Source organism: Paracoccus sp. S1E-3 (genome assembly GCF_013868135.1).
Classification (GTDB): domain Bacteria; phylum Pseudomonadota; class Alphaproteobacteria; order Rhodobacterales; family Rhodobacteraceae; genus Paracoccus.
Window position 1 is genome coordinate 128,756 of record NZ_JACEMU010000015.1, and the last position, 22,172, is coordinate 150,927.

Below are 22,172 nucleotides of genomic sequence, written 5' to 3' on the forward strand. Positions count from 1 at the left end.
GAAGGGGCGCGAGGGGGCCTCGCGCCCGGATCAGGTCACTGGGCGATGGTCCAGTCGCCGTCCTTGATGACCAGCATCTTGAAGGCGTCCAGCGTCAGGCCGAGGTGATCCTCGGGCGAATAGGTGACGTTTCCAGCGGTGCCGACGAAATCCTTGGTCGCCTCGATCTGGTCGCGGATGGCCACCGGATCGGTGGAATCCGCGCGTTCGATCGCCGCCTTCAGGATCGCCAGCGCGTCATGGGCATGGCCGCCGAAGGTCGACACATCCTCGCCCGTGGCAGCCTGATAGGCATCGCGATAGGCGATCACGACCGGCTTCTGTGCATCGTCATCGGGCAGCTGATCGGCAACCAGCAGGGCGGCGGCGGGCAGACGCACGCCCTCGGCGGCCTGGGCGCCGGCCAGTTCGATGAACTGTTTCGACGCGACGCCATGCGACTGATACAGCGGTGCCTCGATCGCCAGCTGCTTGTGGTTGCGGGTGACGACCGCCGGACCCTGACCCATGCCCGAGTTCAGTATCGCCTGCGCGCCCGAACCCTTGATGTTGGTCAGCTGCGGCGTCATGTCGGCATCTTGCGGGCCGTAGACCTCATCGGCGACGATCTCGACGCCCGAGGCTTCGGCCACGCCCTTGCATTGCGCCTGCATCGACTTTCCGAACCCGTCCGAGCCCGAGATCATGCCCACCTTGGTGAAGCCCTGCGCCTTCATGTCGGCGAAGATCTTTTCGCAGGCCATGCGGTCGGTATGCGGCGTCTTGAAGGTGAAGGTCTTCACCGGCTCGATGATGTCGACCGCCCCGGCAAGGCTGATGAACGGGATTTCGGCATCCTCGAACACCGGCACCATGGCCATGGTGGTGCCGGTGGTGGTGCCCCCGATCACCGCGACCACCTCGTCATCCTCGACCAGACGGGTGGCGAAGGTCTTGGCCTTGTTGGCGTCGCCGCCGTCGTCATAGATGATTAGATTGATCTTTTCGCCGTTGATCCCGCCCTCGGCGTTGATCTTCTCGACCTCCATGCGCAGGGTCTTGGCCTCCGGGTCGCCCAGAAAGGCCGCCGGGCCGGTTTCGGAAATCGAGGCGCCGATATTGATGTCGGCCAGTGCCGGGGCGGCCAGGGCCGACAGTGCCGCCGCCGTGGTCATCAGATTGCGAAGGGTCATTCAGCGTTCCTCCCAGTTGCTGAACAGCGCCGCGCGCGGGCGGCGATATTTCTTTGTGATTCGGGCAGAGTGCGCCACAACCGGGCCGTTGCTTTCGATCCGCGCCGGGCGATCCCCGCGCAAGATTCGGCAAGCTCGTCTCCTCCCATCCTCGCAAAGATAATTGACTGACCGGTCGGTCTATGCAACATCTTTTTTACCGCGGGGAGAAACGCGAGAGGGGGAGGGAAACCGATGATGGCAAGCGAAACGGTGCTGGTCACGCTGGAAAACGGCGTCCTTGGCCTGACCCTGAACCGGCCCGAAAAGCTGAACAGCTTCACGCCCGAAATGCATCTGGCGCTGCGCGCCGGGCTGGAGCGGGCGCATGAAGATCCCGAGGTGCGCGCCGTGTTGCTGACCGGCGCGGGGCGGGGGTTCTGCGCAGGGCAGGATCTGGGCGATCGCGACCCGCGCAAGGGCGGTCCCGCGCCCGATCTGGGGGCGACGCTGGACAGCTATTACAACCCGAATCTGCGGATGATTCGGGCCCTGGAAAAGCCGGTCGTCTGCGCGGTGAACGGGGTGGCGGCCGGGGCAGGGGCCAATATCGCGCTGGCTTGCGATATTGTGCTGGCGGCGCGGTCCGCCCGCTTCATCCAGTCGTTTTCGAAGATCGGGCTGATCCCCGATGCCGGCGGCTCCTGGGCCTTGCCCCGCATGATCGGAGAGCCGCGTGCCAAGGCACTGACCCTGCTGGCCGAACCCCTGGGCGCCGAGGAGGCCGCCGATTGGGGGCTGATCTGGAAGGCCGTCGATGACGCGACCCTGCAGGACGAGGCCCGCGCCATTGCCCTGAAACTGGCGGCGGGCCCGACCGTGGGGCTTGGCCTGACCAAGCAGCTTATTCACGAGGCCGCGACGCGCAGCCTCGATGCGCAGCTGGACGCCGAACGCGATGCCCAGCGGCAGGCGGGCCGCACGGCCGACTATGCCGAAGGCGTCACCGCCTTCCTCGAAAAACGCAAGCCGGAGTTCAGGGGCCAATGACGCGCGCAGCCGATATGACCCCGCAGGAACTGGCCGAGGCCTCTGCCAGGGCGATGTGGGACCTCGACCGTGCCAGCCAGCAGCTGGGCATGGTGATCGAGCAGATCGCCCCCGGTCAGGCCACGCTGTCGATGACCGTGACCGAAGCGCAGACCAATGGCCACGGCAACGGGCATGGGGGCTATATCTTCACGCTGGCCGACAGTGCCTTCGCCTTCGCCTGCAACACCTATAACGACATCACCGTCGGGCAGCAGGCCTCCATCACCTATGTCGCGCCCGCGGCCCTCGGCGACCGGTTGACCGCCACCGCGCGCGAGGTTTCGCGGGCCGGGCGCAGCGGCGTCTATGATGTCGAGGTCACCAATCAGAACGGCCGGTCCGTCGCGCATTTTCGCGGCTTGTCGCGCACCGTGCGCGGGCAGCATCTGGCCGAGTGAGCAGGGTTCAAGGGGGAACACATGGAAGATCTGACGCCTGACCGCACATCGCTGGACCCGATCGAGATCGCCTCGCGCGACGAAATTGCCGCGCTCCAGCTGACGCGGCTGAGATGGTCGCTGAACCACGCCTATGAGAACTCGCCCTTCTACCGCCAACGCTTCGACGCGGCGGGCGTCCACCCGGACGACCTGCAAACGCTGGCCGATCTGGCGAAATTTCCCTTCACCTACAAACAGGACCTGCGCGACAACTATCCCTTCGGCATGTTTGCCGTCCCGCGCGAGCAGCTGTCGCGGATCCATGCCTCCAGCGGAACGACGGGCAAGCCCACGGTCGTGGGCTATACCAAGGGCGACATCGACAACTGGGCCGATCTGATCGCGCGCTCCATCCGCGCCTCGGGCGGGCGTGCGGGCGATATCTGCCATGTGGCCTACGGCTACGGGCTGTTCACCGGCGGGCTTGGCGCGCATTACGGCGCGGAACGGCTGGGCTGCACGGTGGTGCCGGTCTCGGGCGGGATGACCGAGCGTCAGGTCGACCTGATCCAGGATTTCAAGCCGCGCATCATCATGGTGACGCCCTCCTACATGCTGTCGATCCTGGACGAGTTCCGCCGCCGCGGCATTGATCCGCGCGAAACCGCGCTGCAGGTCGGCATCTTCGGGGCCGAGCCGTGGACCAACAGGATGCGCGAGGAGATCGAGCAGGTCTTCGACATGCACGCCGTCGACATCTATGGCCTCAGCGAGGTGATGGGGCCAGGCGTCGCCAATGAATGCGTCGAGACGAAGGACGGGCTGCATATCTGGGAAGACCACTTCTACCCCGAGATCATCGATCCCGAAACCGGCGAGGTTCTGCCCGATGGCGAGATGGGCGAGCTGGTCTTCACCACGCTGACCAAGGAAGGCCTGCCGATGATCCGCTATCGCACGCGCGACCTGACCCGGCTGCTGCCGGGGACGGCGCGTTCGATGCGGCGGATGGAAAAGATCACCGGGCGCAGCGACGACATGATCATCCTGCGCGGCGTGAACATCTTCCCCACCCAGATCGAGGAACAGATCCTCAAGGTCAAGGCGCTGGCGCCGCATTTCCAGATCGAGCTGACCACCGGCGCCAACCGCATGGACAACATGACCGTGCATTGCGAATGCCTGCCCGAAACCGCGGACGCGGCGGCGCGCGAGGCGGCGGCGAAGCTGCTGGCCCATCACATCAAATCCGTGGTGGGGGTGTCGACGAAAATCGTCGTCCACGACCCCGCGGGCGTGGCGCGGTCCGAAGGCAAGGCCAGGCGCGTCGTCGACAACCGCCCGAAAGAGCGGTAATTCACCACGCTCTTGGCCCGGTGACATTCCGGCGCCGGGGCGCTATTGCAGCGGGTGGCGGAACCCGCCGCCGCAAGACAGGAAGCTGAATGGCCCGAACCCGCGCCAGCGATTTCGCCGAAAAGCAGCAGGACCTGCTGCGCAATGCGGCAGCCGTCATTGCCGAGCAGGGCATGGACAAGGCGTCCATGTCCCAGATCGCCGAACGCGCCGGCGTCTCGAAGGCGCTGCTCTATCACTACTATCCGGGCAAGGATGCGCTGATCTTTGCGATCATCCACACCCATCTGGCCGAGGTGGACGAAGCGGTCGCGGCCGCAGATGACGCCGCGCTGCCCGACCGGGACAGGCTGCGCAAGCTGGTCGGTGCGGTGCTGGATGTCTATCGCGGCGCCGATAATGAGCATATCGTCCAGTTGAATGCCAAGCGCGCGCTGACCGAGGATCAGCAGCAGCAACTGGCCGCGATCGAGCGCCGCATCGTGCGCCGGTTCTCGCTGGTCATCGACCGCATCAATCCCGAATTGCGCAACGGACGCCCGCTGCTGATGCCGGTGACCATGTCGCTGTTCGGAATGATGAACTGGGTCTATATGTGGTTCAAGGACGGCGGCCCGATCACCCGCGAGGATTACGCCGACATCGCCACCACCCTGATCCTCGAAGGGGTTAAGGCCGTCCGCTGAGAGCAGGCCGTTCCGCCCTGCGCAGGCGAGGGCACATTTGCCGCCTGCGGCGATACGGGCGCGCAAGGATCGGATCGGCGGTTGAGGCTGTCGTGAATATCGGGCGGCCTTGCGGATTCGCGCGGACGGTGCGATCCGCAAATTTCATCACCACCATGTCCCAACCCGGCGGCCGCGCGACCTTGACCAACAGCGCTGGCTGTTCGGGATGAGGGCGCTATGTCGCAGGCGGCAGACTTTCCTGCGCCACAGATGCGGGTTAAGACCCGGTCTTCGCCAGCATTTCGGATCCGATGGACCGCACGCCTTCCCCCTCTGCCCTTGCCGCACGGCGCATCGAAACCCCGGTGCGGGCGCAACTGTCCCGCGCCAGCGCGCTGGCGGTTCTGGCCGGGCTGATCTGGCCCTTGCAGGCGGCTGCGATCGCCTGGGCCATCGCCGGTTGGGTCGGCGGCGATCTTGACCACACCGCACCGGCGGCGGGGCTGTTCCTGCTGGGCGCGGTAATTCGGGCGGCGCTGGATTGGCGGGCGGGCGGCATCCTGTTCCGGGCCGGCGATGCCGTGCTGGGCCAGCAGCGCGCCGCGCTGATCGCGCGGGAACTGGCCGCGCGCGGACCCGCGCCCTCGGCGGCGATGGCGGCACTGGCCGCCGAGAAGCTGCCGCTTCTGTTGCCCTGGATCACCCGCTATCGCCCGGCCATGGCGCGGGCGCGGGTGCTGCCTTTCGTCCACATCGCCATCGCCGCCGTGATCGCCTGGCCTGCTGCGCTGATCCTGGCGGTGGCGGGACCGCTGATCCCAGTCTTCATGGCGCTGATCGGGATGGCCGCGGAATCCGCCTCGCGCAGGCATCTGGCCGAGATCGGCAGTCTGAATGCGCTGCTGATGGAGCGTCTGGGTGCGCTGATCGACCTGCGTCTGCTGGGGGCCGAGGCCCGCGCCGGCGCCGATTTCGATGCCCGCGCGGACAACCTGCGCGCGCGGACCATGGCGGTGCTGCGGGTCGCCTTCCTGTCCTCAACCGTGCTGGAACTGTTCGCCGCAATCGGGGTCGCGCTGATGGCGGTCTATGTCGGCTTCACCCTTCTGGGCGTGCTGAATTTCGGCACCTGGGGGCGCGAGATGAGCATTGCGCAAGGCATTCTGCTGCTGCTGCTCGCCCCCGATTATTTCCAGCCCCTGCGCGATCTGGCCGCCGCCTGGCACGACCGCGCCGCAGCCCTTGCCGTCGCCACCGAACTGGCCGAGGCCGAGGCCGCGCCGCGCCAGCCGATGCTGGGCGCAGGCGCGCCCGCTGATCCCTTGCCCGGCGCGCTGCGCCTGCAAATGCGCGACGCGGTGGCGGCGCTGCCGGGCGGGGCGGGGCTGGCGCTGCCCGATCTGGACCTTGGGGCGGGGCAGTCGCTGGCGGTGACCGGCGAAAGCGGGGCAGGGAAGTCGACGCTTCTGGGCGTCGTCTCGGGGCTGGTTCCGCTGCAGGGCGGACAGGTGCTGGTCGCGGACCGGCCGCTGACGGACGCGAATGCCGATGCCTGGCGGGCGCGGCTGGCGGTGATGCCGCAGGGCTTGCATCTGCCCGACATGACGCTGCGCGAATGGCTGGGGCCGGGCGATCCCGCGCCGGCTCTGCGCCGCGCCCATGTCGAAGGCGTGGTTGCCCGGCTGCCCGACGGGTTGCAGACGCGGCTGGGCGAGACCGGCGCCGGTGTCTCGGGCGGCGAGGCGCGCCGCCTGTTGCTGGCGCGCACCATTCACGCCGGGCGCGAATTGCTGATCGCCGACGAACCGACCGCCGACCTCGATCCCGAGACCGCCGCCCAGATCATCGACAGCCTGCGCGCCCTGCAGGCACAGGGCCACACGCTGCTGATCGCCACCCATGACCCGGCGCTGATCGCCGCCATGGACCGCGAGGTCCGGCTGTGACCGATCTGCGCCTGATCCTGAACCGCATCCTGCGCGCCGCGCCCTGGCAGATGGCGGCGGGGGCGGGGCTGGCGCTGCTGGTGCTGATCTTCGGGACGGCGCTGCTGGGGGTCTCGGGCTGGTTCATCACCGCGACCGGGATCGCCGGGCTGGCCGGCGCGGGGATCGCCTTCGACGTGTTCCGGCCCTCGGCCTCGATCCGGTTCTTCGCCATGGGCCGCACCGCCGCCCGCTATGGCGAGCGTGTCTTCACGCATGAGGCCGTGCTGCGCGCCCTCGCCGCGCTGCGGGGCGATCTGCTGCGCGGCCTGGCCGGGCGTCCGGCACGGCAGGTGGACGCCATGCGCTCCGAGGCCGCACTGACCCGGATCACCGCCGATGTCGATGCGCTGGATGGGCTGGTGCTGCGGCTGATGCTGCCGCTGGCCGCCGGGCTGGTCGCGCATCTGCTGGCGGCGCTGGCGCTTTGGGCCATCGTCGGGGCGCCGGTGGCCTGCACCGTGGTGGCCGGTTATCTGCCCGGCACGGCATTTGCGCTGATCCGGCTGGCCCGGCGCGCCACCGCGCCCGCACAGCAGGCCGAGGCGGCGACCCAGGCTCTGCGACGTAACCTGATCGCCGGGCTGCGCGACCGCGCGGCGCTGATCGTCGCCGGCCGCCTGCCGGCGCTGGAAGATGCGCTTCATCAGCAGGACCGTGCGGCGCGGGCGGCCGCGACCCGGCTGGACCGGGCGGAACGCGCCGCCCGCGCCATATTGTCGCTGCTGCCGGCGCTGGCGGGGGCGCTGGCGCTGCTGGCGGGGGCGTGGATGATCGGGCAGGGGCAGACCGGACCTGCAGCCGCCGCCATCGGCTTTTTCGTGGCGCTGGGTCTGGGCGAGACGCTGACCGCCTTGCCGCGCGGTCTGGCCGAGTTGGGCCGGATGCGCGATGCCGCAGCGCGGGTTGCGCCATTGCTGCGTCCCACCGCAGCTTTGCCGAAGGCCGCCCCTGCGGTGGAGCAGGGACCGGTCCTGCGGCTCAGCCAGCCCGATCTGGTGCTGGAGGCGGGACAGATGGCGGCGCTGACCGGTCCCAGCGGATCGGGCAAGACCACGCTTCTGTGGCAGATCGCCGGGCTTCTGCCGCCCTTCGCCCCCATCGCGCTTTGGGGCGTGCCGGTGCAGGACTGGCCCGAGGACGCCCTGCGCGCCCGCGTCACGCTGGTGCCGCAGCGCGCGGCGCTGATCGCGGGGACGATTGCCGAAAACCTCGCGCTGTCGGGCGAGGACGATCCCGCCCGTATGGCCGAGGCGCTGGAGGCGGTGGGCCTGACGCAAGCGCTCGCCCCGCGCGGGGGCCTGAACACGCTGCTGGGCGAAGGCGGCGCGGGGCTTTCGGGCGGACAGGCCCGGCGGCTGGCAGTTGCGCGCGCCATTCTGCGCCGCCCCGGCCTGCTGCTGCTGGACGAACCGACCGAGGGGCTGGACGATGCCAGCGCCGATCGGATGCTCTCGGGTCTGCGCAGCGCGTTGCCGGATGCGGCGATCCTCTGCGCCATGCACCGCCATGGCGATCATCCGGTCTTCGGGCGATATGTCGCATTCAAAATGCGGCATTGGTAAGCGAGATCAGGGACGCTACCCTCGGGGTAGATTCTGGCCAGCCGGTATCGGACTTCTGACCGGCCTACCGAAGGAACGCCCATGGAGCTGGACATTGTCGATCTGTCACGCCTGCAATTCGCGCTGACGGCCCTCTTTCATTTTCTGTTCGTGCCATTGACCCTCGGCCTGTCGGTGATCGTCGCCATCATGGAAACGGTCTATGTGATGACCAACCGCCCGATCTGGCGGCAGATGACAAAATTCTGGGGCAGTCTGTTCGGGATCAACTTCGCCATCGGGGTCGCCACCGGCGTGACGATGGAGTTCCAGTTCGGCATGAACTGGTCCTATTACTCGCAATATGTCGGTGACATCTTCGGCGCGCCGCTGGCGCTGGAAGGGTTGATGGCCTTCTTCATGGAGGCCACCTTCGTCGGGCTGTTCTTCTTCGGCTGGGACCGGCTGTCGAAGCCGGCGCATCTGATGGTGACCTGGCTGGTGGCAATCGCGACGAATTTCTCGGCGCTGTGGATCCTGATCGCGAATGGCTGGATGCAGCACCCGGTCGGCGCGGCCTTCAATCCGATGACCATGCGGATGGAGATGACCAGCTTCTACGACGTGGTGATGAACCCGGTGGCGCAGGCGAAATTCGTCCATACCGTCAGCGCGGGTTATGTCATGGGCTCGGTCTTCGTGCTGGCGGTCTCGGCCTGGTATCTGCTGAAGGGGCGCCATATCGCACTTGCGCGACGTTCGATCACGGTCGCGGCCTCGTTCGGGCTGGCGGGTGCGCTGTCGGTCGTCGTGCTGGGGGACGAATCGGGCTATGATGCTGGTGAAAACCAGCAGATGAAGATGGCCGCCATCGAGGCGATGTGGAACACTCAACCCGCGCCCGCGTCCTTCACCGTGTTCGGCATCCCCGATCAGGAAGCGCGCGAGACGAAATACGCCATCCACATCCCCTGGGTCATGGGCCTGATCGGCACCCGCAGCCTGACCGAGCCGATCGCCGGCATCAACCAGCTTGAGGCCCAGGCCGAACTGCGGGTCCGCCGCGGGATCCTCGCCTATGACGCGGTGATGAAAATCCGCGAAACGCCACAGGCCATGGGCGACCCCGCCATACGCGCCCAGTTCGAGGACAATGCCGACGATTTCGGCCATGCGCTGCTGCTGCTGCGATATACCGACGATCCGCGCAAGGCGACCGATGCCCAGATCGCCCAGGCGGCCGAGGATACCATTCCCCATGTCTGGCCGATCTTCTGGGCCTTCCGCATCATGGCAGGCCTCGGCTTTACCTTCATCCTGACCATGGCCTTCTTCTTCTGGCGCTCCAGCTTCTGCCGGCAGACCTATCCGCGATGGTCGCTGTGGCTGGCGGTGGTGATGGTTCCGACGCCCTGGATCGCTGCCGAAATGGGCTGGATCGTGGCCGAATACGGCCGCCAGCCCTGGACGGTGGACGGGGTGCTGCCCACCGCGCTGTCGGTCAGTCACCTGACCATCAGCGACGTATTGCTGACGCTGATCGGTTTCGCGGTCTTCTATTCGATCCTGTTCGTGATCGAGATGATGCTGATGCTGAAGGCGATCCGCAAGGGGCCGACCGATGACGTGCAACTGACCGAAGACTGGGAGGCCGCGCATATCCGGCGCCTCTCGCCCACCCAAAACCCGGCGGAGTAGTCCGATGATCCTGCACGAATTTTTCTCGTTGGAATTCCTGCGCGTCCTGTGGTGGCTGCTGCTTGGGGTGATGCTGATCGCCTTCGCGCTGACCGATGGCTTCGACATGGGGGTGGGGGCGCTTTTGCCCTTCCTTGGCCGCACCGACACCGAGCGGCGTATCATCATCAACACCGTCGGCCCGGTCTGGGAGGGCAATCAGGTCTGGTTCATCCTCGGCGGTGGGTCCATCTTCGCGGCCTGGCCGCTGCTTTATGCGGTCAGCTTCTCGGGCTTCTATCTGGCGATGTTCGTGATCCTGTCGGCGCTGATCGTGCGGCCGGTGGCATTCAAGTATCGCTCCAAGCGCCCCGGCAAGGCCTGGCGGACGGCGTGGGACTGGGCGCTCTGCTATGGCGGCGCGGTGCCGGCGCTCCTGTTCGGGGTTGCGGTGGGAAATATCCTGCTGGGCGTGCCCTTCCGCCTCACGCCCGACCTGCTGTCGATCTATGACGGCAATGCGCTCCAGAAGCTGACCGGCCTGCTGCGCCCCTTCGCGCTGCTGGCGGGCGTGGTGTCCTTCGCGATGCTGATCATGCACGGCTCGGCCTGGCTGATCCTGAAGACCGAAGACCCGATTGCCAGCCGCGCGCGCCGCACCGGCACGGTGGCGGCAATGATCGCGGGCGCGGGCTATGCGCTTGGCGGGCTGTGGCTGGCCCTGGGGATCGAGGGCTTTCACTTCGTCACCCAGCCCGATCCGAACGGCCCCTCGAACCCGCTGCTGAACGATGTGGCGCAGGGCGGAAGCTGGCTGTCGGCCTATGCCGCGCGGCCCTGGATCGTCATCGCGCCGGTCCTGGGCTTTGTGGGCATCGCCATGGTGCTGCGCGCCTTTCGCGCGGGCGGGGATCGCTCGCCGCTGCTCTGGTCGAAACTGGCGATCTTCGGGATGGTGGCGTCGGTCGGGCTGACCATGTTCCCCATCATCCTGCCCTCGAACACCGATCCGCGCTCCTCGCTGACGGTCTGGGATGCCTCATCCTCGCAACTGACGCTGTTTGTGATGATGGTCGCCTGCGCGATCTTCCTGCCCCTGATCATGGTCTACACCGCCTGGGTCTATCGGGTGTTGTGGGGCAAGGTGACCGCTAAGGAAGTCTCCGACCCCGACAGCCACGCTTATTGAAGGAGTTTCGCATGTGGTATTTTGCATGGGTGCTGGGCTTGGCGATGGCGGCGCTGTTCGCGGTGGTCAACGCCATGTGGCTGGAATTCCAGCACGACCGCCGGACCGAGGCCGGACCGGCGGAGAAGGATGACGGCATCGCCCGCTGAGCCGACCCGGCGCGTCGCGGTTGCCTTGGCCCCGCAAACGGGGCAAATGAAGGCGTGACGCGCCGCCCTGCAAGGTCGCGCCCGGCAAAGGGATGGACATGGATATCAGGAAAATCGACGACACGATCTCGGTCACGCCGCAGATTCTGCCCGAGGAAATGGCCGAACTGGCGGCGCTCGGCTTTCGCAGCGTGATCGGCAACCGTCCCGATGGCGAAGAGGCCGGCCAACCGGGTCAGGACCAGATTGCCCGCGCCGCCGCCGAGGCCGGGCTGGAGTTCCGCTTCATCCCCGTGCGCCCCGGCGGCCTGACACCGGAGCTGGTGGCCGAATTCGGCGCGGCCATGGCCGAGATGCCCGGCCCGGTGCTGGCCTATTGCCGCTCGGGCACGCGCAGCGCGACGATCTGGGCGCTGTCGCAATCCGGCCTGAAATCGCGGGACGAGATCCTGACCGCGGGCGCCAGTGCCGGCTATGACCTGCGCGGCATCGCAGGCGCATTGCGCGACCCGGATTAAGGCGTCGCGGGGATGGAGTCGGTCCGGCTGGACAAGTTCCTGTGGGCGGCGCGGTTCTACAAGACCCGCGCGCTTGCCCAGCAGATGATCGAAGCCGCGAAGGTCCGCATCGACGGCCAGCCGGTGAAACCCGCTCGCCCCATCCGCCCCGGTGCCCTGATCGAGCTGCGCCAGGGCCGGACCCGCCGCCGGATCGAGGTTCTGGCCCTGTCGGACATCCGCGGCCCCGCCCCGCAGGCGCAGCTTCTCTACCGCGATCTGGACCCGCCTGCCCAGGCCGGTATCTTCGACGATGAGGATTGAGGCGCGAAAATGGTAGGCCCGGAGGATTCTGAAACCCTTTGAATCAAAAGCGAAAAGGGCTGGATACCAACAAAAATACCAACAAATCCGTTGCATTTCGCCGGATTCGTCCGGGTGTTGCGATACCAACACATAATCGCCGTGTTGGTATCGCGCAACTCACATCAGAAGCCGCACAGACGCACTTTCACGGTGCCCGTGCTCCGATCTAATGCCAGATTGCTACAGGGCGACAAACTGCGACAGCACGCGGCAATTCGTAACTGTAGCCACGGCATGACCGGGGACCACGCGACCGACGCGACAGCACCCTTTAGGGCTGTCGCCTGTCGCGCCCCAAAGCCCCACACTGGAACAGGAAGATGGGTTCTGTTCACAGATCGCTTCCCGGCCATCATCGCCCAGGCTCAACCAGCCCAGCTTCGCTGCGGGAAATTTGAAATCGCTCGGGTTTCGCGGGTCGGTGTCCCCGCCCGACGCACCCCCACCCCCGGAAGGACCCAGAGCCAAGATGCGGCAGGTGCAATGATGTGTCCTGTTCGATCTTGACGTGTAGCCCATCAAGACGGTTGCGTGTCCGATTAAAGTATAATCGGGCGGGACGTGCTAAAGTCTCGCAAAAGTGTCCTATTTGACTTGTAGAATCATTTTTCGGACGATACCGATTTATCGGACAACCTATTAGGACGAAAGGGGCCATCATGGGTGAGTTGATCGGGTATGCGCGGGTTTCATCAGTCGGGCAGAAGCTGGACGTGCAGCTTGCCGCGTTACGGGTTGCGGGTGTCAGTGACGAACACCTTTACAGCGAGAAGGCGACTGGCACCAAGCGGGACGGCAGGAAGGCGCTGGATGATCTTCTGACGCGGGGCATTCGCAAGGGCGACACGCTTGTTGTGACCCGCCTTGATCGTCTGGCGCGGTCAACACGCGACCTGCACAATATCGCCCATACGCTCACGACGAAAGGCGTCGGGCTACGGGTGCTGGAACAGGCCATAGATACCACGACGCCGGAAGGCCGCATGTTCTTTACGATGATTTCCGCCGTCGCAGAGTTCGAGACGGAAATCAGGAAGGCCCGGCAACGGGAAGGGATAGACGCAGCATTGGCCAAAGGACCGGACTCCCCGTTCAAGGGCAGGCCCGCGACCATAGACGGGGACCGGGTGAACGCCATGCGGGCGCAAGGCATGACCCCCACGGCAATTGCCAAGGCGCTGGGCCTCGCACGGTCAAGCGTCTACCGCTACCTTGAAGGGGCAAACTGACTCACTTCGCCAAGATCGCCGGTAGCTTCGCCGGAATGTCCTCCATCAGCACCAAGGCGCATTCCACCGTCTCGCCGGTCATGGCTATCTGTAGCTGACCGGCAGGCACTGCCTGATCCCATGAGAAGTTCCGTGTCAGGAAGTCCAGCACGTCGCGCTTGTAGTCGGTGTCCGGGTTTTGCAGGTGGTCGCCCTTTGTTTCCAGCACCACGATCCGCCCAGCGCCCGCCTTGCCGCTCGTGGCGAAGATGAAGTCAGGGTATATGCGCCCGCGCTTCCAGCCTTGCAGCCCCATGCCGTAACTGGCCTTGGCCACGTTGCGGTGCCACCATTTCACCGTGCCATCCCCGTCCAAATGCACGGCGACGTTCTGTTCCTCGCCGTTCAACTCGTTTCGGAACACAGGGGAAAACAGGCTTCGGTCAAGAGCACCGCCATGCGCGCCGGTCAGGTGTGGCGAGTTCGCCGGTTCCGTGGTCAGCATGTGGTCGGGCATCTGCCAGTTGTTCCCGTCCAGCCGCAGCCGGAATTGAATGTCACTGGCCTTCACCGCCGCGCGGAACAAGGTTTCAGACCGGGCATCGCGTTCCGTGGTCAGGGCTACCCGTAGCCGGTCGATGATCACGCCGGATGCAGCGCCCAGCTTGGCCGCGTCGAAGCCGCGCGCTTCCAAGCCCTTCACCAGGTCCGCGATGATACCGCGCGCCACGAAAGGGTTGGGCACCAGATCGGAGATCACCCGCACCGCGTAGGTGGGGTCAAACCGAAGGGTTTCCGCCGCAGCCGCGACAACCTCGCCCCGGAAATACTCGTCTTCCCCGGCATCGGTCAGGGCGATGCGCTGCAACTGTGCCGCTACCTGTGCAGGATTGTCTGGTATCTCGGCCACCACGCCAGCCGGGGAAAAGTCCCGCCAGTCGATTGCCGCCAGTATGTCCGTCTCGTAATCGAGGTCGCGCACCTCGCCCGTTTCCACTTTCAGCACCTTGGGCAGGTAGATTTGCAAGCTCTTGAACTTGTCCCGCCGTTCCACCTTGCGGGCCTCGCCGCCACCAGTCGCGCCACCCTCTTGCGGCACCTCGATCACCAGATCGGCCAAGCCATCGCGTTCCAGCCCGGTCTTGATCGCCTCCACCACATCGCGCGTCGCCGCGTGATGCGTGACCACATAGCATTCGTCCAGCGCCGCCACGCCGGTCTTCAGCGCGTAGGGCTGGCGCAGGATGCGCCCCACAAGCTGCGTCATGGCGGAGCGGTTGGACGCCGCCGCCAGTGAACACAGCACATAGGCAAAGGGGCAATCCCAGCCCTCTTGCAGCGCGGCCTTGGTCACGATCACCCGCACCCGGTTGGTGGGCGACAACAGGTCTTGGTTCTCTGGCTGATTCAGGTCGTTCTGTTCGGCGGTCTTGATCGCAACCTCGGCATCATCCAGCCCCGCCGCCAGCAGCCATTCCTTCACATCGTCCGCGTGAATATGCTGCCCGTCCCGCTGATCCTTGCCCGTCCGCTCGACCTGCACCAGCATAATGGGCCGGATATAGCCCAGAGCGCCCTTGTCCGCACCGTAGGCGCGCGCCTCGGCGTCCAGGGTATTCAGCCTGCCCAGCGCCGCCGTCAGCGTCCCGCGCCAATCCGTGCCTTGTCTCGGGTCAAGGTTCAACGGCATCTTGATCATGTCTTCGGCGTGCAACTCGCGCCCTGTCACCTCCACCAAGAGGTTTGCATGGCGCGCTGGGCGGGGATTGGCACCACCCCGTGACGCAACATCCTTGGGCGTCGCGGTCAATTCTAGAACGAAGATCGGGTTGAAACCGTAGAGCGTGTCATGCGCCAACTCGGACGTGGCCTTCTGCCCCTCATCCATCACCACAACCGGCCTGATCTTGCGCAGCGCGTTCCCAAGCGAATCCTTCACCATCGTGAACATGCCGGTATAGCCGTCGAGATTCGGCACTGCTTCCAGTTCCCGCGCGTGCGCTGCCTGATCACCCTCGGAAGGAAAGAAGCCATGCACGTCGCCCCGATCACGGAACATGCGCAGTGCTTCTTTTGTCTGTTTGTTTGCTGACTGCAACATCAGCACCATAACACAAAGATTCGCGTCAACGTCTCGTGCGTCCAGCCGGTCGCCCTTCTCCATCACCTTCACGCGCCCCGCCGCCGCTCGGTCGAGCGCCTGCCGATAAGGGTGCTGGCGGTTCTTCAGCGCCTTCAGCGTTTGCGAATAGATCGCCTCGTTCGGCACGATCCACAGCACGAATCCGGTGTTCTTCGCCAGATACCGGCCCATGATCCGACTGACCGCATTTACCGCCAGCCATGTCTTTCCGCCGCCCGTGGGCACCTTCAGCGTGACGTTGGGCACGGCGCGGCCCACGCCATCCTTGCGCGGGGAAAAGGGAATGGCGGCACGGGACGCGGGCAAGCGCCCAGCGCTTTTCATCGCTTCCCAAGCCTTCGCCGTGAAGTCGGGCACCTCAAGCCCAAGGTCCGGGTCCGCCGCCGCCATCGCGGCAATCTTGTCGGCCCGCGCCTTTTCGGGTTTCAGCGCTTCCAGATAGGCATCCAGCGTGTCCAGCACCCGCGCCTGATAATCGAGCGTGCGCATCAGTCTCGTTCCATCCGGTAGAGCGAATGGGGCAGGGGCACGAATTCAACCGGCAATCCTTCGGCGTCCAGCATCCGCTGGCTGACATAGCGGGCGGGGGCAAAGACGAAGTGGCGGGCGTCGGGGCGCGCCCCGGCCACCTGTCGCGCGAAACTCAGTGTCAGGGCGGCATCGGGCGATTTCAGCCAGTCGAGGTCGGGGCGATAGATCAGCCACACATGCGTGCCGTTCGCCTCGCCCACATAGGCGTTGCCCTCGTCCAGCTTGGCGGGGTCGAGCGGTTGCGATGTGGCCATGTGGAACAGCCACCCGGCCAGCGCGTCATAGGACGGCAGCGCAGCACCCGTCAGGATACCGTCAAGGTCGATGGGGTCGCCCAGCGTGCAATAGGTGAAATCACCGCCCAGACCTTCGGCCCGTTCCTCCACCCGCTTTTCGCCGGTGACGATCAATTCGCCGTCGTTCACCTCTTTCTTGATCCGGTCGTATTCATGGCCATGCAGGTTTTCGATCCCCTGCACCTTGTCCACCAGATCGCCCGCCCGTTCGATTGCCCGCCAGTTCAGCCGCTCGCGCAACAGTTCCGTTTTCTGCGTTCCGGTGAAGTCATAACCATTGATCACCCGTCGCACACGTTCGGCGGTAAGCCGGTCGGCATAGTCCTCCATCTCGACCAGGATGAAGCGCCGGTCGCCCCCGTCCCGTTTGTTGGCTTCCAGAACGGCGTGGGCCGTGGTGCCGGACCCCGCGAAGGAGTCGAGGATGATGGAGTCCTTGTCGGTTGCGAGGTCCAACACCTTTTGGATCACCTGCACAGGCTTAGGAGTGGCGAAAAGGTCGCTGGCGTAGTCATCGCCAAATACCTGTTTCAAGGTGACTTTAGCGCCCCTAGTATGGCCCGTTTCTTCCACGTTCGCCCAAAAGCTCGAAGGCGGCAGGCCTCTTTGGTCCGCAAGATAGGTGCGCCGGATAATCCGCTTCCCATCAGGGGAAAAGCGAAGTTCGCCAGTTTCAAATTTTGCTTCCATCGTTTCTCTTGACCAGCGCCACCCGTTCGGCGGGTGCTTGATCAAGTTTCCGTTCGGGCCGGGATAGTCGAATTGGAGATTGGGTCGAATGGCCGGGTTCTGGATGTTGTTCCCGTCAAACCACGCGCCGCGTGGATCACCGTCCGGGTTGCGGAAATGGGACCGTTTGTCAGGGTCATCAAGAAAATTCGGAGTCCAGTATTCATTCTTCGAGTAGACGAAGATCGTGTTAAAGTCCTGAGAGAACTGCGTGACGTTATTGCTACTGCTATCTGAATGTCGCCATGCGATTTCAGTAACATACCCGTCTCGCCCAAATACCTCGTCCAGTAACTGGCGCAGCAAGTGGTCTTCGTTATCGTCAATCGTGACCCAGAGGCTTCCGTTCTCGTGCAACAACTCATGCAGCAACCGCAGCCGGGGCCACATCATCGCGCACCATTTGTCATGGCGCAGGCCGTCCTCGATGCCTATGGGGTTGGCGTCCAGCCATTCCCGGATCATCGGCGCGTTAACGTTGTCGTTGTAGGCCCAGCCTTCGTTCCCGGTGTTGTAAGGCGGGTCGATGAAGATGCAGTCCACCTTGCCCGCATAGATAGGCAACAGCGCCTTCAGCGCGTGCAGGTTGTCGCCCTGCACGATCAGGTTCCCGTCCAGCCGCGCCGCGCCAGTCCCCTTGTCCGCGTGCATCTCCAGGGGCCGGAACGGCACCGCAAGGTGGTGGTTCCAAACGAATTCCTTGCCCTTGAATACCAGTTCCGTCATGCACCTGCCCCTTCGATCAGTCTTTTCTTCCTTAGACCACTTCCCCCGCCCGCCCGGCAAGAGCGGAAAGGGCGGGGGAGTTCGTCCTTCGCGGGGGCTGGACCTACACCAGAAGCTGCGGTTTACGCGACTCATCATATTTCTGCCAAAGCTGCTCAGCGGCTTCGATGGCCTGATAGGGAGCGCCCCGGTGATAGAGATAGGATGTCAGGGCCGCCAAGGTCCTCACATCAGGAAAGCGGCTGTCGGATTTTGCGTCATTGATGAAATCAAATTCCATCGGGTCGTCAACTTCGCAGGTTTTCAGGAAGGTTTTGAAATGCATTCGCGGTTTCCTTTGGTTCAGTTCAGGAGGAACGGCAGATCGCTGGAAACTGCCGTCTTGGGTGAAGACAGGGCGTCGAAGCCATCGCATTGGGTATAGGTGCCATTTGCAAAACGGATCAGGCTTTTGTCGCACAAGTCGCGGAGTGCCCGTGTCGCTGCGTCGCGCCGGGACTTCGGGTTGGGGGACGCGGATACGTCGCGGCCCTCCATCATTCGGGAAACGTATTCCTCTTCGGTCAGCCTGCCGCCCGCCTGTTCCAGGATGGAAAGTGCGCCACGTTGAGCTTTCGACAGTTTCTTGTCTTTCTTCGGCGCGCCGATCAACGGATTGCATCGAGGATAGGTCAGCGCATCGCCGTCTTCATCTTGGCCGAAGTCTTCGGTGGCGATGATGAAGGCAATATCGCGTTCAATCGTTCCGTTCCGATTCTTGGTCAGCTTGCCCCGAATGATCTTGTATTCGTCGTCCCGTTTCACATGCAGGGCAACATCGAGCGCGCCGTTCAACACACTGTGCCCGCGCGGCGTGCCGCTTTCCGATTTGGTGTCGTGATGGATCAGGACAACGGCTGCGCCCCAGCGGGCCAGCGCCCGCGCCACCGCGACCACACGGCCCATTGCCTCGGCGCTGTTTTCTTCCAGGCCGGGGAACGCCATTGCCAGCGTGTCGATAAATATCAGTGCGGGGCTTTCCGCCTTCACCGCCTCTTTCAGCGCCAGAAAATCGGGCGACTCTTTGATCAGCAGATTTGAGACGCCTTCCACCAGTTTGAACGCATCCGCGCCGCCGTGTGCCTTCCGCAGCGCCTTCACCCGACCACGCATCCCGTGCGAGTCTTCGGACGCGACATAGAACACGCCGCCCGCTTTCGTGCGCATCTGGAAGGCTTCCTGCCCCTGCGCCACCATATAGCCTAGGAACGGGGCGATGAGGGATTTACCGGCACCGGGCGCGCCGAAGATACAAGCAACGTCCTTTTCCGCCAGCAACCCTTTAATCAGGTATTTCCGCGCGGATGACGCCTCGCATTCATCCGGCGTGAGGAAGGTCAGCGTCGACGGTTTCGGCTTAGGCCCGTCGAACAGCGAACGCGAATCGTCGTTCAGATCGTCAAAGTCATCATCGGAAACCGGCACCCACTCGAAACCGCATTCAATCGCGATCCTGAACAGCGTCCCAATCCCGATCCCGCCGCGCCTGAACGATTTCCATGTCCTGCGCTGGTCTCGCTCATTGAATTTCACAGATTGGCGCGACCAGTGCGACCAGAGGTCGAAGCCCTCATCACTTCCAGCGAATTCAGCGTGAAGCGCCATCCCGATTTCGCGCCATGTGTCGCGGTAATCCGCATCGCTGATGCAGGCCAGCGCGCGACGGATTTCGTCGCGGTCAGCCGGTTCCCGGAGCAGGTCGGAAAGATCAGTGTCCGATTTTACCGGCTTGGGCTTCGGCCCTATCGAGGTCAGCCCGGTCACGCGGTCAAGCGGCTGCCCTTCCACCAGGAAGGATTCTGCTGGGTGCGCTGCCGTGTTGCCGAAGTAATAGGACTGCGAGTTGGTGAATGATTCGGCTGCGAGAATACCACCCAGAGCGCCGTTCAGCTTGGCGCAAAGGGCTTCCCGTTCAGCCGGTGCCACCTGCCGCGCGAGAGGTGCAAGGACGCGCCAACGGGGCGCTTCTGCTGTATGGCTGGGCGTGGTGTAGATCAGCGCCGCGACACCTGCCCGGCTCAACTGGTCCTTGGCTTCCTGCGGCGATACAGCACCTGCATCATAGTCGCCTTCGATGCCGCTCACGCTCAACAGGTTTGCATCGTGTCGCAGGCTGTTGCCCTTTTCGGTGCGCGCATCCCCAAAGGTGCCCAGCTTCAACAGCGGCAGCGCTGCCTTGTTAGGCGCGGTTGTGGCGGTCAGTCGTTGTTGAAGCTGACGCAGGCTGAGGCATTCGGCTTCGATCCGTTGCGCCTTCACATCTCGGAAGATGGAAACGACTATTGGCAGGTCGCAGCCTTGTTTTGCGGGAATAGAGCCAAGCAGGTCGCTCAGATCAGTGTCGATTTGGCCTTGATCCCGACCATGGGTATCATTATATTCTGACATATAAACATCTTTTAAAGGGTCATCGGGTTGCCGCCCGGTGGCCCTATTCGTTTGCGCACCATACGCAGAATGAGATAAAGCCACGCTGCCAATATAGCGACAGCGTGGATGTTAATCAAGTTGCTGTTATACAACAATAATTTCACGTGCGGCGTGAAACTACAGCCTTAGAAGGTCAGATAAGTCAGTAGTTGAATATTTTCCGGCATTCTCATAGCCATTCAGCTTGTCGGACCGCCGATTAATCAGTTTGCCGCCCCCTTTGAAGGTCTCTCCTGACAAGCCCTTGGCCGATTACCCGCCAAGCAAATCCGTTAAATCGGTATCGGGATTCATTTGTTTCACCGGCTGGCTTTTCGGCTTAGTCTCTTCGTGCCGGTTCATAAGGTCGGAATACCAGTTCATCATCTGCCGCCGTTCCTCAAGATAGAGTGCCGCGTTATAGGCGCTGCGAACCTCGTTTGCCGGAACGTGGGCAAGCTGCCGCTCAATGGCGTCGGCGCGCCACAGCCCGGACTCGTTCAGGATGGTCGACGCGGTGCTACGGAAACCGTGAACCGATGCACGGCTGTGATACCCCATCCGGTAAAGCCCATAGATAAGCGTGTTCTCGGAAACCGGCTTGCGATCCGACTGGCCTGGCAGAACGAAAGGGGTGCCGCGCGACAGGTCTTGCAGTTCCGAAAACATCGCCTGCACCTGAGGGGACAGAGGGACAACGTGTTCTTTCCGCATCTTCATTTTCCCGGCTGGGATGCGCCATGTGTCACCGTCGATCTCATCCCATGTCGCCAACCGCAGTTCTGAGGTGCGCACGAATGTATGGGCGATGACCTTCAAACCCAGCGCCGTTGCCCGGTCCCCGCTATAAGTGGCGAGGGCGGCAAAAAAGTCGTGCAGCTGATCTTCCCGTAGCGCGGCGCGGTGCTTCTGGCGTGGCGCCGACTTCATCGCCCCGGCCAGCGGCGCGGCAGGGTCAGAGGAAGCCCAGCCATTCGCCACGGAAAAGCGGAAGATCGCACTCATGGTCTGACGCAGCCGCTTGGCCATTTCGAGGGCGTTGCGGTTTTCCACCTCACGCAACAGCGCCAGCACCTCGGCAGGGGTGACGGCTGCGACGTCCTTCGCGCCGATCTTCGGGAACACATCCGCGTCAAGCCGTGCCCAGATGCGCGCAGCGTAGCCGCTGACCCATTGGGCTTCACGGGCGCGATACCATTCGCGGGCGGCGTCCTTGAAGGTCTGCGCGGGCAGAGCGGCTTGTCCTTCCTTCAAGGCAGGATCGGTCCCGGTAGCCAGCTTGTCTTTCAGTTCGGCGGCTCTTAGGCGGGCCGTGGCAAGCGAAACATCGGGGTATGATCCGAAGGCGGCGGTGCGCTGTTTCCCTTCATAGCGATAATTCATGCGCCACAGCTTTGAGCCGCCTGGCGTCACTTGCAGGAACAGCCCGCGCGCGTCCGATAGCTTTTGAACCTTCTCGGCAGGCCTAGCGGCGCGGCATTGGGCATCTGTCAGGGGCATTCCAGCGAATCCGATTTGTTGGTATCGCCGCCATCATACCAACAAACGATACCAACAAAAGATGAGACGCATAGAGAAGCATCTGGACACATGAAGACTGTAGTCGAGCTTAATTAATTGATTTCAAATTAATTTCGTTCAATCTGAGACGAATGGAGACAAAATTTTGGTAGGCCCGGAGGGACTTGAACCCCCAACCAAGGCGTTATGAGCGCCCTGCTCTGACCATTGAGCTACAGGCCCGTCCAACAGTCTCTGCCTGACTAGTCAGCACAGGGCGAAGGGTCAAGCGGCAGCGATTGCGAATTCCCCCTGTCCTTGTCGTGCTGGTCCATGGCAGAGCGCCCGCGCATGTTCTCGACCGGGGCGCTTCCCGCGCTGAACGACATGCCAAGCGACCCGCAAGTCGTGAAAATCATTGTCATCATCGCCGCCGTTGCGGGCGTGCTTCTGCCGCTGATGTGCCGTCTGGGTGTCGGACAGGCGGCCAGGTTGAAGGAAAAGCAGGAGTCCCGGGCCGGGCGCTGACCCTTCCGC

General features: G+C 64.0%; 19 protein-coding genes and 1 tRNA gene. 13 read left to right on the forward strand and 7 right to left on the reverse strand.

All coding sequences use genetic code 11. The features are described 5' to 3' along the window. Nucleotides 1-35 precede the first annotated feature (35 nt). The gene (locus tag H1S04_RS14105) at nucleotides 36-1,172 is read right to left on the reverse strand and encodes an ABC transporter substrate-binding protein (RefSeq protein ID WP_181746171.1); all 1,137 of its coding nucleotides are present in this window, start codon (nucleotides 1,170-1,172) and stop codon (nucleotides 36-38) included. 234 nt (nucleotides 1,173-1,406) lie between these two features. Between H1S04_RS14105 and paaG the strand changes: the two genes are divergently transcribed. The 12 genes from paaG (at nucleotide 1,407) to H1S04_RS14165 (ending at nucleotide 13,283) form a co-directional block, all read left to right on the forward strand. Further along, complete coding sequence (gene paaG, locus H1S04_RS14110; protein ID WP_181746172.1) at nucleotides 1,407-2,201, forward strand: 2-(1,2-epoxy-1,2-dihydrophenyl)acetyl-CoA isomerase PaaG; 795 nt, start codon at nucleotides 1,407-1,409, stop codon at nucleotides 2,199-2,201. A 14-nt stretch (nucleotides 2,202-2,215) separates the two neighbouring features. Further along, nucleotides 2,216-2,641 carry a hydroxyphenylacetyl-CoA thioesterase PaaI gene (gene paaI / locus H1S04_RS14115; protein WP_220185253.1) on the forward strand — a complete coding sequence of 142 codons (426 nt, stop codon included), beginning with the start codon at nucleotides 2,216-2,218 and terminating at the stop codon, nucleotides 2,639-2,641. 21 nt (nucleotides 2,642-2,662) lie between these two features. Continuing rightward, nucleotides 2,663-3,979, forward strand: a complete 1,317-nt coding sequence (paaK, locus tag H1S04_RS14120; RefSeq protein WP_181746174.1) for a phenylacetate--CoA ligase PaaK — start codon at nucleotides 2,663-2,665, stop codon at nucleotides 3,977-3,979. Nucleotides 3,980-4,068: 89 nt separating this feature from the next. Then, on the forward strand, nucleotides 4,069-4,665 hold the full coding sequence (locus H1S04_RS14125) for a TetR/AcrR family transcriptional regulator (protein ID WP_181746175.1): 597 nt from the start codon (nucleotides 4,069-4,071) through the stop codon (nucleotides 4,663-4,665). A 293-nt stretch (nucleotides 4,666-4,958) separates the two neighbouring features. After that, complete coding sequence (locus H1S04_RS14130; protein ID WP_181746176.1) at nucleotides 4,959-6,593, forward strand: ABC transporter ATP-binding protein/permease; 1,635 nt, start codon at nucleotides 4,959-4,961, stop codon at nucleotides 6,591-6,593. Then, on the forward strand, nucleotides 6,590-8,197 hold the full coding sequence (locus H1S04_RS18885) for an amino acid ABC transporter ATP-binding/permease protein (RefSeq protein ID WP_181746177.1): 1,608 nt from the start codon (nucleotides 6,590-6,592) through the stop codon (nucleotides 8,195-8,197). The genes H1S04_RS14130 and H1S04_RS18885 overlap by 4 nt, the downstream gene beginning before the upstream one ends. An 81-nt stretch (nucleotides 8,198-8,278) precedes the next feature. Beyond that, on the forward strand, nucleotides 8,279-9,874 hold the full coding sequence (locus tag H1S04_RS14140; protein WP_181746178.1) for a cytochrome ubiquinol oxidase subunit I: 1,596 nt from the start codon (nucleotides 8,279-8,281) through the stop codon (nucleotides 9,872-9,874). Between the two features lie 4 nt (nucleotides 9,875-9,878). Further along, on the forward strand, nucleotides 9,879-11,042 hold the full coding sequence (cydB, locus tag H1S04_RS14145) for a cytochrome d ubiquinol oxidase subunit II (protein ID WP_181746179.1): 1,164 nt from the start codon (nucleotides 9,879-9,881) through the stop codon (nucleotides 11,040-11,042). 11 nt (nucleotides 11,043-11,053) lie between these two features. Continuing rightward, the gene (gene cydX / locus H1S04_RS14150) at nucleotides 11,054-11,191 is read left to right on the forward strand and encodes a cytochrome bd-I oxidase subunit CydX (RefSeq protein ID WP_181746180.1); all 138 of its coding nucleotides are present in this window, start codon (nucleotides 11,054-11,056) and stop codon (nucleotides 11,189-11,191) included. 98 nt (nucleotides 11,192-11,289) lie between these two features. After that, nucleotides 11,290-11,709: a TIGR01244 family sulfur transferase gene (locus tag H1S04_RS14155; RefSeq protein ID WP_181746181.1), complete on the forward strand. Its 420-nt coding sequence runs from the start codon at nucleotides 11,290-11,292 to the stop codon at nucleotides 11,707-11,709. 12 nt (nucleotides 11,710-11,721) lie between these two features. Continuing rightward, nucleotides 11,722-12,012 (forward strand): RNA-binding S4 domain-containing protein, encoded by a 291-nt coding sequence (locus tag H1S04_RS14160; protein ID WP_181746182.1) that lies wholly within the window; start codon nucleotides 11,722-11,724, stop codon nucleotides 12,010-12,012. Nucleotides 12,013-12,713: 701 nt separating this feature from the next. Beyond that, nucleotides 12,714-13,283: a recombinase family protein gene (locus H1S04_RS14165; RefSeq protein ID WP_181746183.1), complete on the forward strand. Its 570-nt coding sequence runs from the start codon at nucleotides 12,714-12,716 to the stop codon at nucleotides 13,281-13,283. A gap of 1 nt (nucleotide 13,284) precedes the next feature. Here H1S04_RS14165 and H1S04_RS14170 read toward each other — a convergent pair whose 3' ends face one another. The 6 genes from H1S04_RS14170 to H1S04_RS14195 all read right to left on the reverse strand — a co-directional run bounded on the left by H1S04_RS14170 (nucleotide 13,285) and on the right by H1S04_RS14195 (nucleotide 21,878). Then, entirely contained in the window at nucleotides 13,285-15,867 is a 2,583-nt protein-coding gene (locus H1S04_RS14170) for a DEAD/DEAH box helicase (protein ID WP_298948323.1), read from the reverse strand. Between the two features lie 26 nt (nucleotides 15,868-15,893). After that, nucleotides 15,894-17,687, reverse strand: coding sequence for a site-specific DNA-methyltransferase (locus H1S04_RS14175; protein WP_181746185.1), 1,794 nt, complete (start codon nucleotides 17,685-17,687; stop codon nucleotides 15,894-15,896). 103 nt (nucleotides 17,688-17,790) lie between these two features. Beyond that, the gene (locus H1S04_RS14180) at nucleotides 17,791-18,012 is read right to left on the reverse strand and encodes a YozE family protein (protein WP_181746186.1); all 222 of its coding nucleotides are present in this window, start codon (nucleotides 18,010-18,012) and stop codon (nucleotides 17,791-17,793) included. 17 nt (nucleotides 18,013-18,029) lie between these two features. Then, nucleotides 18,030-20,114, reverse strand: a complete 2,085-nt coding sequence (locus H1S04_RS14185; RefSeq protein WP_181746187.1) for an AAA family ATPase — start codon at nucleotides 20,112-20,114, stop codon at nucleotides 18,030-18,032. Between the two features lie 294 nt (nucleotides 20,115-20,408). Further along, nucleotides 20,409-21,635 (reverse strand): integrase arm-type DNA-binding domain-containing protein, encoded by a 1,227-nt coding sequence (locus H1S04_RS14190; protein ID WP_181746188.1) that lies wholly within the window; start codon nucleotides 21,633-21,635, stop codon nucleotides 20,409-20,411. A 167-nt stretch (nucleotides 21,636-21,802) separates the two neighbouring features. After that, nucleotides 21,803-21,878 (reverse strand) — tRNA-Ile (locus H1S04_RS14195). A gap of 90 nt (nucleotides 21,879-21,968) precedes the next feature. Here H1S04_RS14195 and H1S04_RS14200 point away from each other — a divergent pair. After that, entirely contained in the window at nucleotides 21,969-22,163 is a 195-nt protein-coding gene (locus H1S04_RS14200; RefSeq protein WP_181746189.1) for a hypothetical protein, read from the forward strand. Nucleotides 22,164-22,172 lie beyond the last annotated feature (9 nt).